Raw genomic sequence first — 13,413 nt, 5'->3', positions numbered from 1 at the left:
AGGCCATCGACGAAATCGTGATGGCTGATTCTAAGTAATCAGGCCAAGGTAGACGGCAGATGAAGTTACCTAGTGAAGATTCGTGGTGAGGCGTCCTCACCACGATCGAGCTCTATTTAGCTATTTTCCAGCAAACTACGTAACTGATCCATGCGTGAAGGATGGCGCAACTTCTTCATTGCTTTTGCTTCGATTTGGCGAATACGTTCGCGCGTGACATCGAATTGGTTACCGACTTCTTCCAGCGTATGGTCGCTCGCCATTTCAAGACCGAAACGCATACGCAATACTTTCGCTTCGCGTGGGCTCAACGCATCGAGAACTTCTTTCAGCTTGTTTTGGACGGAAGCTTGCATTGCAGCTTGCATTGGCGAGATCGTGACGTTATCTTCGATGAAGTCGCCCAATTGTGAATCGCCATCATCGCCAATTGGTACATCGAGTGAGACAGGTTCTTTCGCGATCTTCAAAATTTCACGAACCTTGATTTCAGGCAGGTCCATTTTCTCTGCAATCAAGGCTGGATCAGGCTCGACGCCATTTTGCTGCAAGCATTGGCGCTTAATGCGGTTGAGCTTGTTGATGGTTTCGATCATATGCACTGGTACGCGAATTGTACGGGCTTGATCGGCGATGGCGCGCGAAATCGCTTGGCGAATCCACCAGGTCGCATAGGTTGAAAACTTATAGCCACGACGATATTCGAATTTATCGACCGCTTTTAACAAACCGATATTGCCTTCTTGGATGAGATCTAAGAATTGCATGCCACGATTGATGTATTTTTTCGCGATGGAAATCACCAAACGTAAGTTGGCTTCGGTCATTGCAGCCTTTGCTTCACGCGTGCGTTTCTCAGCGGAGATCATCTTCTTATGAATTGCGCGCAAATCAGTCAATGGAATCTTGACCGTTTGTTCCAGCACAATCAAGCGTCCTTGAAGTTCGCGCGCGGCGTGGATGTGACGCTTCAGCACTGCGCCATAGGCTTCTTTGGCTTCGCATTCTTTTTCGAGCCAGTCGCGATTAGTCGCATTTTGCGTGAAGTTGGCGATGAAATACGCGCGCGGCATGCCGCAACGATCGACCATTAACTCCAACATGCGTTTTTCAGTTTGGCGCAACTCTGTCATTTGCTTGCGCAAAATATCGCACCACTTCTCAGTGGTCTTCACACTGAAACGAATGCTTTCCATTTCTTTGGCAACAGCCTCTTGCGCTGTTTGATATTTCGGGGATTGATAAGCATTCTTTTCAATCTGCGCGAACATCTCATCAAAGCTTGTTTTAATGACGGCAAACTTCTCGAGCGCGGTTTGCTTCATTTGTGCCAGCTGTTCTGCACTTAAGGAATTACCTGTGTCAGCGCTGCCACCTTCGTCGTCGTCTTCCTCATCGAGATCTTCGGCGTCATTGCTGGACTCCAAACTCACATTGAGTTCACTCGCCTCTGCAACATGGAAGCCATCAATGACATCGTCGATAATGACGTCGTCGTTGCGTACCTTCTCTGCCGTGACGAGAACTTCTTTGATGACCGCAGGGCAGGCGGAAATGGCTTGCAACATGTCCTTCAAGCCAGACTCGATACGTTTGGCGATCTCGATTTCACCAGCGCGTGTCAGGAGTTCCGCGCTACCCATTTCACGCATATACATGCGGACTGGATCGGTCGTGCGGCCGAAGTCAGAATCAACCGTCGATAAGGCAACCGCGGCGGTCGCTTCGGCATCATCATCCGAAATATTGGAGACAACGTTATCCGACAACAGTAACATGGTCGCATCAGGTGCTTGGTCATATACAGCAATACCCAAATCATTCAGCATGCTGACGATACTTTGTATCGTTTCTGGATCGTCGACATTCTCTGGCAAATGATCGTTGATTTCAGCGTGCGTGAGATATGTGCGATCTTTACCAAGTTGAATTAGCTTCGTCAAACGTTGGCGATACTCTTCCATCTGCTCTTTGCTGGCTTGGCTATTTGTTACTTTGCCGGAACGGACACGTGCAGCACGTTTTAACTCTGAAGATTCAACAGCGTTAAATGCGTGAATTTCGTCACTATCAATTTGTGGAGTCGATGGCTTACGGCCTCGCTTAGCAGCTTCTTTTTGGCCAGGCAAGGTATAGTTGGAGACATCAATATCTGCCGCCTTCAGCACCGTCACTGGCGCAGGCTCATGAGCCTTACTTGTGCTGACCGTTTTCGGCGCAGGTGTTGCAGTGACTTCGCTGGTTTCTTTAACTTTTCTTCTCACAATTGGCTTTGCTACTTCCACCGAAGGGCTAGGACTATGTGCACTTGGGCTTGGAGTTTCTTGCAGCGATTCAGCCAATGTATTTGTGCCGATTTCTGTGCTTGCGATAGTTTCAGTACTCTCGACTTTTTTGATTGCAGAACGCTTTTTCTTAATGATGACAGCCGCCGTATTGGCCTGTGTGCGCATCTCTAGCTCACCGTTTTCATTCGTGATCGCGACTTGTGCACCAGCTTGCATGTCGGTCTCTGCACTTGTAGCTTCGGTATTTGTAATAACGTTTAACTCGACTGCTTCGACAAGCACAGCTTCGGATGCCGGCGTCGCCATTTCGTTGTTCGTCTCAACCGCAGAAGCTGTATCTTGAATTTCTACGGTCTTGTTTTCTGTACCAGTTGCAGGAGCAAGTCGCGAACGACGTTTGGTTACGACCGTGACAGATTGCACTTGGGTGCGAACGATGTCACCAGCGTCGAGTGTGGCTGCTTCGGTTAACACAGGGACCGCGAAAGTGCGTTGTTCCGCTTGTAGAGTTTTGTTTTTGGTGGAGCTAGTCGCCTTAGCAAGCTTGAGGGTTTTGCCTTTTTCTGAAGAGCTTGGGTCTGCAGAATTTGTCGTGGAAGTCGAGATTAAGCTGTTTTTCATGTAACTAATATGAGTACAACAAGTGCCTAAAACCAAATGTTGGAGCGGGCTCAACAACATTCAAGTAAAGATATACAAAATCACGCAAAAACACTCCCCATTCTGGCATTCACATGTCCAGAAAGTGAGTGATCATCAAGTTATGAAATAAAAAACCCGCGATTGCGGGCGTTCAGTTGAATTGTGTTTTTGCGTAATTTCGTGCGAGGTCGGGATTATCCACGGCTTCGCATTACTTGACAAGCAAAAACGTTGATTTCTCAGGGAATTTTACAGTTCTCAATAATTCGTAGGTGAGTACTTAAAAAAACTCTAACTAGTCAATAGCTCAATCGTGAATTAGTGCAATTGTTCGAATAGAAAACGGATGTATTTGCATGACAGATTTGGTGCTTGAGTTTCAATAGGTTTCATTCCTCTTGATCTGAGGTAGTAGGGGTTCTCTGGGGCAGCATTATTGGATCGTATTTAAGTGCATTGGGTTTTCTCGTTTTTTACGGAAAACCGAGGTAAACATAGAGTAATTGCATCGCCCTTGCTACAATACACGTTTTGACATTTTTTGTAGCGACTGATCATGATTGACATTCAACTTCTCCGAAAAGATATCGACACAGCGGCGGCCCGCTTAGCGAGTCGCAAATTTGTGCTCGACGTGGCAGGCTTTAATGGTCTCGAAACAGAGCGCAAACAGATTCAAAGTCGCACAGAAGAATTGCAAGGCAAGCGCAATTCCTTATCAAAACAAGTCGGGATGATGAAGGGCAAAGGCGAAGACGCTTCAGCCGTGATGGCGGAAGTTGCTTCGATTGCGGATGAATTGAAAGCGTCGGAAGTACGCTTGGGCGAAGTGCAGGCCGCCATCAGTCAATTTATGCTGACGATTCCTAATTTGCCCGATGAGTCCGTGCCAGTTGGTCAGGATGAAACGGGTAATGTTGTTGTTCGTTCCGTCGGCACACCGCGGCAGTTTGATTTTGAAATTAAAGATCACGTTGATGTCGGCGCTTCTTTGGGACTGGAATTTGATGTCGCAACTAAATTGACTGGTTCTCGTTTTGCGGTATTGAAAGGTGGCGTGGCGCGCTTGCATCGAGCATTGGCGCAGTTCATGTTGGATACCCAAACGATGCAAAACGGCTACACAGAACATTACACGCCATACATGGTCAATGCTGATTCCATGCGCGGTACAGGCCAGTTGCCAAAATTTGAAGAAGACTTGTTCGCGGTGAAAAAGGGTGGTCATGAGGGTGAGGGGGAAGCGTTCTACCTGATTCCAACAGCAGAGGTAACACTCACGAATACGGTGCGAGACGAAATCCTATCCGCCGATAGTTTGCCAATCAAGATGACCGCACACACACCTTGCTTCAGATCTGAGGCAGGTAGCTATGGTCGTGATACGCGCGGCATGATTCGTCAACATCAATTCGATAAAGTCGAATTGGTGCAAATCGTACATCCTGAAAAGTCGATGGAAGCACTCGATGAAATGGTGGGACACGCAGAAATGATTTTGCAGAAGCTAGGATTGCCATACCGCGTGATGGCTTTGTGTACTGGCGATATGGGCTTTGGCTCCTCCAAGACCTTCGACCTTGAAGTTTGGTTGCCGGCACAAAATACCTATCGTGAAATTTCTTCGATTTCGAACATGGGAGCTTTCCAAGCCCGTCGCATGCAAGCCCGTTTCCGTAATGCGCAAGGAAAGACGGAGTTCGTCCACACTTTGAATGGATCTGCGCTTGCGGTCGGTAGAACGTTGGTCGCAGTCTTAGAGAACTATCAGCAGGCAGATGGCAGCGTCACGGTACCTGAAGCTCTTCGTCCTTACATGGGCGGCGTCGAGCGTCTAGAAATGTGATAAAAAACTGTTTGAATTGTAAGTAGTAAAAATGCCCGGTCTTTATCGGGCATTTTTTTCGGGGGAGTGATCTCTCAGAGCTGAATTTATTTGTTGCCGCTTCTGCGGTCGATAAAAAGATGATTGCCGAAACACTTTTTTGCTTGTTTCTTTGCATCTGCCATAGCAACGGAGACTTGATGATGACTTTCGAAGTCACCCTGAATCGGCACCGCACCGATCGATAAGCTGATAAGTGAATGAAATACTTTCTTACCTTGCCGATTTTCCGCTATGTAGCCACCACGTTCGCGATCTTCATGGCTATAGAATTGAGCGATCTGCGACTGAAATGCGTTTAGTAGCTTGTGACACCGTGACTCCCAATCAGTGCTTTCAAAAACAATCACAAAATCATCGCCACCGATGTGTCCTACGAAATCTAGAGTGGGCTCAATATGTTGACGAAGTAGACGACCAGTCATTTCGATCACGACATCGCCACGCTGATAACCATAGACATCATTGAATGGCTTGAAGTGATCGAGATCGCAGTAGCAGGCTGTGAATGGTCGTGCGTCGGCGAGCAGTCGGTCAATATGTTGATTAATAGGGACGTTGCCAGGTAATTGTGTCAAAGGGTTCGCATGGCGTGCTGCGTCAATTTGCAGCTTTGTAATCGCGCGGAGAAGATCTGCTCCGCTGACCATTCCTATGTAGCGTTGTTCTCTTGTGATCAAAATCCCGTTCATGAGTTGATCAGACTCAGCGTTCACGATCGCATGGCTGAGCTTTTGAATGTCGGTTTTGTAATCGACGAGTAACAGATCTTTTTCCATGAATACGGTGCAGGGTTTTCTGCCGTAAAGCTCGCGTTGATAAGGTCGCGCGAAGCGATCGACCATGGTGTGTCGATTGATGATACCGACCGGTGTTCCGTCGTCAACGATAGGAATCACTTTGAGCTTCTCGTATTGCAGGAATAAAGCTTCCACATCACTGCTCATCGTCTTCGAGCTTACTGTGGTAGGAAGTTGCATGATTTCAGTGATGCAGCTTGAACCCACGAATTGGTGCTCGATTTTTTCGCGATGAATGCGGGTGCCAAGGATCTGAATGACTTCCGCCGAGATGGTCGTCGTCGGCGTCGCGTGGGGACGGGCGATAAAGTAGCCTTGGCCATACGAGATGCCAATTTCCGCGACCGACTCAAGTTCTGCTTGGGTTTCGATGCCTTCCGCGATCACTTTAGTGGAAGACTGTTTTGCAATTTCTTGTATGGAGCGGACAAATTGTCGTTTAACATGATCTTTGTCGATTCCTTGGACGAAATGCATATCAATTTTGACGTAGTCGGGTTTTATCTCGGACCATAAACGTAGACTTGAAAAACCTTCTCCGAGATCATCAATGGCGATTTGGAATCCCAAAGTACGATAGTGCACCACCGCATCAATTAAGGCATCGTAATCGTGGGTCGGTTGATATTCGGTCAATTCAATCACAATGTGGTCGGGACTTATTCCTAGTGACGCAGCGAGTTGCAGCGTTTCTCTAAATTCAGCATCTTTTAATATCAAGCACTCTGGACTGACGTTGATGAACAGCTTCCCAGGGAGCCCTAAAGAACAAAAAGTTTCTAATATGACTCGACGACAGAGGTGTTCAATCGGTGCGCTTAAATGATGTGTGGCAGCTGCTTGCAAAAGTTTTATTGGGGCGTGGAGCGGGCTACCTGAAGGGCCTCGGATCAGTGCTTCAAAGCCTAAGATGTGGTTAGTTTGTAGGTCGAGTATGGCCTGAAAGCGAGGCGTTACATCACCAGTATTTAGAATGCGAAGTAATTCTTGGAGGATCAAACTACTTGCCTGACTTTCGAGACTTATCTCGACGCGCTCAGTTGGTCGACTGTCATTTTTTCTTAGGTGCATCTGAGACCGATTGAAGTCGATCCCATGACTGATTGTGTGTGAGTTTGGCATGATCTATCCGGTTCAATTCTCCAAGGTGCTTGAAAGAGTAACCATGGAATGTGACTGTAGTGTGTCAATTCGATCAAGCAGTTTTGATTTGGTCTGCATCGTGTTCGCTTGCAAACCACTAAACAACTCAAATTGGAGTATGATGGCCTGATGTATCTCAAATATATTAAATTAGAGTTTTTCCTCTAAGATCTAGCTTTGGTGCGGCTTTACGCGCGGAAATACCCTTTAATCCTATATATATTCAACAAGTTAATTGAAAAATGTAAGTTTTAAGCGTCTTTCAGACGATTTCTTGTTAAAACGACAGGCTACCAAACCGATTTGATCTTTGCTACAATGCGCGGCTTGACTACGTTTGATAGTTTGGAAAGATGGCAGAGTGGTCGAATGCACCGGACTCGAAATCCGGCATACGTTTATGACGTATCCAGGGTTCAAATCCCTGTCTTTCCGCCAAACTCTCAGTCGGAGTTCAGAACCGCCAAAAGAGTGGTCGAACTCTTAATAGTCAACTAGACGGATTTTTGTGTTGTTTTAGTCGTTTGCTCAAGAAGCGGTATTACAGGACATCGCGCATGACTAATGACAGACTTGCTGTTTAACACAACTTCTGTTCAAAGTAGTAAGCAAGTGGGGAACACTAGTGACTCGTTTGCATAATAAGAAGCGGCCAGGGGGAGTAAAGCTCTGGCACGTACAGATAATTTGTGCTGTATTTTGTGAAGAGTGAGTAGAACAATGCCTAATCTATTAGATCTAAAAGCTGATGATTTTGATTATAATCCAAACAACTTGTTGGATACCTTAATCAAACAATTGAATTTGAAAAACGATGCAGCACTTTCGCGTGCATTGGAAGTTGCACCACCTGTGATCAGTAAAATTCGCCACCACCATTTACCAGTTGGTGCTTCTTTGTTGATTCGTATGCATGAGATTAGCGATCTCAGTATCAAGGATTTGCGCGCCTTAATGGGTGATCGTCGTGAGAAATTCCGTATCGGTGACCAAGTAATTCGCGTGGATTAATTCTTCATTCATTTGCGAATGCATCGAGTAAGAAAGCCTAGATTTTGCATCTAGGCTTTTTTTTGTCCTAAATTTGACCCAGAATAAGTATTTACTATCAAAGTTGCGGCATGGAAAATTCTCGCCTATGATGAAAGTGCTGAATGCTAGCTTTCGCGAATTATGTGAGGAGATTTTGCCATGACTATGCAGATTGCTGGTGTAGCACGCCATATTCAAGATAATAAGTTAAGGCTGTACCCCACTAAAATCATTAACATTATTGGCGGTCCTGGATGTGACAAGTCATTATTTTCGTCAGCGATTATTTTGAACCTTAACTTGCGCCACAAGTCTGTTGAACAAATTCCCGATTACGCAAAATCATTGGTTTGGCAGAAAGATTTTGAAGCCTTACGCAATCAGTATATGGTCGCGCAGCGTCAGTTCGAGATGCTCGATTTGTTGGATGGGCAGGTACAGTATTTGGTGACGGAATGCGCCTTAATGCAGGTTTTGTATTACAACGAAACTTACCGTGAAAATATTTGCGATGTTGGTAAAACGCGTGAGCACATTCTTGAGTGGTATCACCGACATGACAATATCAACATCTTGGTTGAACGCGGTGATAAAAAATATGTGCATACAGGGCGCTTCCAAAATGAGGATGAAGCGCGACAAATCGATCGTGAATTGAGAGCTACTTTAGAACGCGAGGAAATACCGTTTGTATCCATGCCTCCTGATATCGCGATTATCAATAATTTTGCGCGCTCTTTACCTTAGGGTGGGAGGGTCTCATACCTGATTAGATCGTAATAATTTTTGACATAAAAAAAGCCAATTCTTGCGAATTGGCTTTTTCATTTAGATCTTCTTGGTCGGGGCGAGAGGATTCGAACCTCCTACCCCATGCACCCCATGCACTTAGGTTAGCTTCCAATAGGTTCTAAAGAACTCCAATCTAACACCGAGAATCATTTTAAATCAATGATTTAGCATCGATTCTTGTCCGTAGTCGTCCATTGAGATACACTGACAGCCAAAGATTTTTTCTTACCAAGACTCTTACCGAGTTACTTTTGCTTGTCTTTTTATAAACTTCTGGGCTATCTCATGGCAAAGCTAAAACTTACCGATACAACCATTAAGAATCATGTCCCTACGCGTAAAGACGAACTGAAGAATGATGGTAATGGTCTTTCGATGCGGTTTCGTTTGATACCTTCAGAATCAACGGATAAAAAGAAGGTTTATTCAAAGAGTTGGGTGTATGCATACAAAGTCGGCTCGAAATCGTTTTACCTCACACTTGGGAATTACGATGCGCCCATCAGTGAATTTGATGCGAATTTATACGGCTTGCCCGTCAATTCACGTCTTACTTTGGAAAATGCTAGGGAAATAGTTAAAACGATTCGGAGGCAAAAGCAAAGAGGCATCGATCCGAAATTAAATATCCAGCAGGAAATCGAACGCATCGCGTTGAAGAAGCAAAAAGAGATTGATGATGAGGTAGCCCGATTAGCAGAGATCGCCAAGGCAGAGGAAGAAGAGCGGCAAAATAAGTTAAGGCTTGAAGCTGAGAATCTCTCGGTTCTGCAATTATTTGAAGCATGGACGAAGGATGGTGTTCAACGTAAAGACGGTAATGCGATGTTGCTTCGCACTTTCAAGGCAGATGTTCTACCTCTTATAGGAAGTAAGCCAATCAGAGAGGTTACAGAGTCCGATTTGCGCCAACTACTTTCTCGAATGGTGAATCGAGGGGTGAATCGAAGCGCCGTGATTATGCGCAATGATTTGATGCAAATGTTTGTTTGGGCTGAAAAGCGCCAGCCTTGGAGAAAGCTATTGATCGACGGCAACCCCATGAACCTGATCGAAATTGAAAAGATAGTAGATCGTGAATATGACTTGAACTATCAACGTGAGCGCAAGTTATCGGACGAAGAAATTTTCGAATTGAATGCCATTTTTAACCGGAAACAATTTGAATATGAGAGCGCCATTGATAAGCGCTATTGTTCGCGCCCCATCTCTGAAACCTTACAGTGTGGGGTGTGGATCATGCTTTCGACCATGTGCCGTGTGGGGGAAATGCAAATGGCTAAATGGGAAAACGTGGATTTAGATGCTGCGACTTGGTTTATTCCGAAATCGGATGTAAAGGGCAATCTAGCCGACTTGAAGATTTTCCTCTCCGATTTCACATTGAATCAATTTAGGCGGCTCCAAAAGGCTACAGGGCACTCCAAATGGTGTTTTCCAGCTCGAAATACGGATGAGCATGTGTGCATCAAGTCATTGAGTAAGCAGATTGGCGATCGGCAAGTGATGTTCAAAAAGAGTGTGGACGGTGGCGAGAGAAAACCGATGAGTGGACGAACTCATGATAATTCATTGGTTCTCGCAGGTGGTAAGAATGGCGCATGGACTCCGCACGATCTAAGGAGAACAGGGGCAACTCTGATGCAAAGTTTGGGTGTTCATTTGGATATTATCGATCGATGCCAAAATCACGTCCTTAAGGGAAGCAAAGTGAGACGGCATTATCTGCAGCATGACTACGCAGAGGAAAAGCGTGAAGCATGGAAGCGCCTAGGCGATAAACTGTCGCTTATTCTTGATCCGATTGAAAATGTTTTGCCGTTTGAGCGGAAAGCCTAGTGAGGAATTTGTTCTATCGGTGCTCAGTTCTCTGTTGCAGTATTGAGACGCACGGATTGTTGACCATTGTTGTCTATTGTTGACCATTATTGACGGTTGTTGACTATTTTTGACCGCCGCATTTTGTTTGCAAAAAAAATGATTTGCGAGTGTCGCTTCGAGGCTTGAGCCCGATATAATGAAAACATCTCGCAGGACATTCTGGTTTTTACTTGGTTTGTTCTGGAAGATAAAAAGCAAAACGCCCTGATGCTTGGAACCATCAAGGCGTTTTAAGTTACGAACTGTTTTCAACGCGAGGCTAAAAACAGATTGTCTGTGCAAAGGACGATCGTTAGGATACGGCTAAAATCAGAATCCGTAAATAGGTTTGTTTAAGATTTCTTAAACTTTCCGTTTATTTTGGTTTTTATTCTACGCCTTAGTCTATTTGGTTTTCAGTCTTGCGTGTTCTTCTATTTTGAAAGGTAGAAAACATGCAACAGCAAAGCATTAAACTTATCAAACTCCCTTGCGTCAAAGATGCGACGAAATTAAGTCGTTCATCAATTTATGACGGTATCAAGAAGGGCACTTTTCCTGCACCCATTTCAATTGGAATCAGAGCTGTCGCTTGGCTTGAGTCTGATATTGAGATGTGGCTCGACTCACGCATCAAAGCCTCTAAAGCTGCTTAGGAGGCTCCATGAAAAAGCAAACTGCAAAAGTTACCTTGCGAAAGGTAGCTTGTGAAGTCGCACGCCCAAATTTTAGTTCGCACCTAGTTCATCTATCGAATGGTGAGCCAGTTACCGATTCACTTGTGATCGCGCGAGAATTTCAGCGTAGGCACGATAACGTGATTCAATCTATCAAGAATCTCATTGGCGACGGCACGATCAACCGCCTTGATTTTAAGGTGGTTAAATACTGCGATGCGAAAGGTGAGGATCGCAAAAAGATAGAGCTGACCGAGCGCGGGGCATTAACTGCGATGCCGTTTATTGGTGGTCGAAAGTCTCGACAGGGGCAAAAGATTCTCGTCGCATCGTTTCTGGCGCTTCGGGAAAAAAATGCTGCAAACGATCAATGGATCGAGCCACGGCGATCGGCTGCCGTTGCTTATGTGTTGATGTCTGAAAAGCTTTATGAGGCAAGGCAGTGCAAGGGTAAGGCAACAGTCGCTTACCACTACTGCAACGAAGCCAAGATGATCAACGGCATATTGTTCGGTATCTATGGGGCAGTGGATAGGCAAACCCTTTCAAGCGAGCAATTGACTTGGCTCGTAAGGCTTGAAATGGAAAACGCCATACTGATTAAGATGGGCAAAGATTATTCCGAGAGGAAGGCTTTACTCACGCTTTATGCTGCCGCTTTGACTTCATGTTATCGAAAGAAGTTAAGGGGGCAATCATGAGGCATGAATTTTTACTCAGGATTAAGAAGCTAAAAGGTAAGAACATTATTGAGGTTTCGGCAAAACACAACCTGAGAGAGCTTCCTCGTGAGTCGCATATTTTCCCAGAGCGCACCAAGGATAATTTAATTCTTCTTGGTGGTTCTTGCGCGAGGGATGTCGCAAGGCAAGCAAAGATCATGATGACCGAGGCTAATATCAAAATGCGCTCCGACGGCGTTTATGGCGTCGAATTGCTTTTTAGCCTGCCTCCAGATAGCAAGGTCGATTTAAGATCGTATTTTGAACAATGTACTGAATGGGCGAAGCTTTATTACAAAGTGCCTATTCTTTCGTCCGTTGTTCATTTGGATGAATCGTCGCCACATTGTCATGTTGTGCTGCTTCCGTTGAAGGATAGCAGGATGTGCGGATCTGATTTGGTCGGCTACAAGCAATCTATTTGCGATGCTTTCAATGCTTTTTACGAGAGTGTGCCGAAAGTCTTTGGTTTGGCGCGGGTATCGTCAAAAAGTCGATTAAGTGCCGATATGAAGGCTCGATGTATCGACTTAGTTATCGCAAGATTGCTACCTGAAAGTTCATTTAATGAGTTTTTTTTGCGCTTGCTACTTGAGGGGGATTTGGAATCGCTGCTAAGGTATCTCAAAATTCCGATGCCATTCAAAAAGCTAAAGCATAAGACTTTTGCAGGTTTGATGACGAAAAAGGTAAAACCCAACAAAGAGCCGAAATTATTTTGGGCTAAACATATAGGGTTTGATGTGGATGATCTTGTGAGCAAGTCTGAGAAGATCGAAACCTTATCTTGTGTAGGGTTTCCAGATTCTCCCAAAACTCAAAACATTGAAGTTGAACCCATGCTTGTTAAGGAGTCGAGCGAAACAAGAGAGCGCGAGAGCGAGAGACTATCGCAGCATTGGAGTGAGGAATTGGGTGAGTTTGTAACCGCTCCAAAGCCTGTACCATTGAAGCCTAAAATCAGAATAGTCGAGCGGTCTGGAATGTTGTTTGTTTCAACTTAGTTTTTAGTAGCTTAGTCGATAGCCCATGATTCACGTCGTGGGCTATTTTGCTTTATGGGACTTCGAAAATTGGTTCTAAGTTAGTTCGATTTTCTTCTTGTTATTCAAGATGATGCCTTGCTGAAATCGCAACTGAATGAGTTCTGTGTGAAGTGCATGCAAAGCCGTTAAATACGGATTGATCCGACGTTGCAAAGTTCTTTTTGAGAGCAATACGCGCACGCGCGAGGGCTGGCGATTGTTTGAAAAAATATCAAAATTTAGGAGCAGTAAATTAGTGAAATTTACTAAATAACTTGCTAGATTTATCTTGGTATTTTTTTGTGGATCGAGAAAAAATCAGAATTTTTTCTTACCAAAACTCTTACCAAATAGCATTTATTGAGGATGATTTATTTGCAACTTTATTAAATTGCAATTGTTTATTCTGGTAATTCGTTGATTTATATATGTTTTTTGGTCGGGGCGAGAGGATTCGAACCTCCGACCCCATGCACCCCATGCATGTACGCTACCAGGCTGCGCTACGCCCCGACTCAGAGCGGGCGATTATAGGGTATTTACTGTT

9 protein-coding genes and 2 tRNA genes are annotated in these 13,413 nt (G+C 45.0%); 8 read left to right on the top strand and 3 right to left on the bottom strand.

Annotated elements, in window-relative coordinates; translation table 11 throughout:
- Positions 1-116: 116 nt before the first annotated feature.
- On the bottom strand, positions 117-2,909 hold the full coding sequence (gene rpoD, locus RF679_RS10030; RefSeq protein ID WP_309480500.1) for an RNA polymerase sigma factor RpoD: 2,793 nt from the start codon (positions 2,907-2,909) through the stop codon (positions 117-119).
- Between the two features lie 577 nt (positions 2,910-3,486).
- Here rpoD and serS point away from each other — a divergent pair.
- On the top strand, positions 3,487-4,776 hold the full coding sequence (serS, locus tag RF679_RS10025; protein ID WP_309480499.1) for a serine--tRNA ligase: 1,290 nt from the start codon (positions 3,487-3,489) through the stop codon (positions 4,774-4,776).
- Between the two features lie 86 nt (positions 4,777-4,862).
- Here serS and RF679_RS10020 read toward each other — a convergent pair whose 3' ends face one another.
- Complete coding sequence (locus RF679_RS10020) at positions 4,863-6,737, bottom strand: GGDEF domain-containing protein (protein WP_309480498.1); 1,875 nt, start codon at positions 6,735-6,737, stop codon at positions 4,863-4,865.
- 368 nt (positions 6,738-7,105) lie between these two features.
- Between RF679_RS10020 and RF679_RS10015 the strand changes: the two genes are divergently transcribed.
- From RF679_RS10015 to RF679_RS09985, 7 genes are all read left to right on the top strand, one after another.
- Positions 7,106-7,196 (top strand) — tRNA-Ser (locus RF679_RS10015).
- Between the two features lie 282 nt (positions 7,197-7,478).
- Entirely contained in the window at positions 7,479-7,769 is a 291-nt protein-coding gene (locus tag RF679_RS10010) for a hypothetical protein (RefSeq protein ID WP_309480497.1), read from the top strand.
- Positions 7,770-7,949: 180 nt separating this feature from the next.
- A complete protein-coding gene (locus RF679_RS10005) occupies positions 7,950-8,537 on the top strand; it encodes a hypothetical protein (protein WP_309480496.1) in 588 nt (195 codons plus the stop codon).
- Positions 8,538-8,867: 330 nt separating this feature from the next.
- On the top strand, positions 8,868-10,421 hold the full coding sequence (locus tag RF679_RS10000) for a tyrosine-type recombinase/integrase (protein ID WP_309480495.1): 1,554 nt from the start codon (positions 8,868-8,870) through the stop codon (positions 10,419-10,421).
- 476 nt (positions 10,422-10,897) lie between these two features.
- The gene (locus RF679_RS09995) at positions 10,898-11,098 is read left to right on the top strand and encodes a helix-turn-helix transcriptional regulator (protein ID WP_309480494.1); all 201 of its coding nucleotides are present in this window, start codon (positions 10,898-10,900) and stop codon (positions 11,096-11,098) included.
- 8 nt (positions 11,099-11,106) lie between these two features.
- Positions 11,107-11,820 carry a Rha family transcriptional regulator gene (locus tag RF679_RS09990; protein ID WP_309480493.1) on the top strand — a complete coding sequence of 238 codons (714 nt, stop codon included), beginning with the start codon at positions 11,107-11,109 and terminating at the stop codon, positions 11,818-11,820.
- Complete coding sequence (locus tag RF679_RS09985; RefSeq protein WP_309480492.1) at positions 11,817-12,845, top strand: plasmid recombination protein; 1,029 nt, start codon at positions 11,817-11,819, stop codon at positions 12,843-12,845. The genes RF679_RS09990 and RF679_RS09985 overlap by 4 nt, the downstream gene beginning before the upstream one ends.
- Positions 12,846-13,302: 457 nt before the next feature.
- On the opposite strand, the gene RF679_RS09980 is transcribed toward RF679_RS09985, so the two are convergent.
- Positions 13,303-13,379 (bottom strand) — tRNA-Pro (locus tag RF679_RS09980).
- Positions 13,380-13,413: the final 34 nt, after the last annotated feature.

Origin of the sequence: Undibacterium cyanobacteriorum, from assembly GCF_031326225.1 — a bacterium.
In the GTDB taxonomy this organism is placed as follows: Bacteria; Pseudomonadota; Gammaproteobacteria; order Burkholderiales; family Burkholderiaceae_D; genus Undibacterium; species Undibacterium cyanobacteriorum.
The sequence above is the reverse complement of the archived record's forward strand: the minus strand, read 5'-3'. Positions and strand labels throughout refer to the sequence as shown.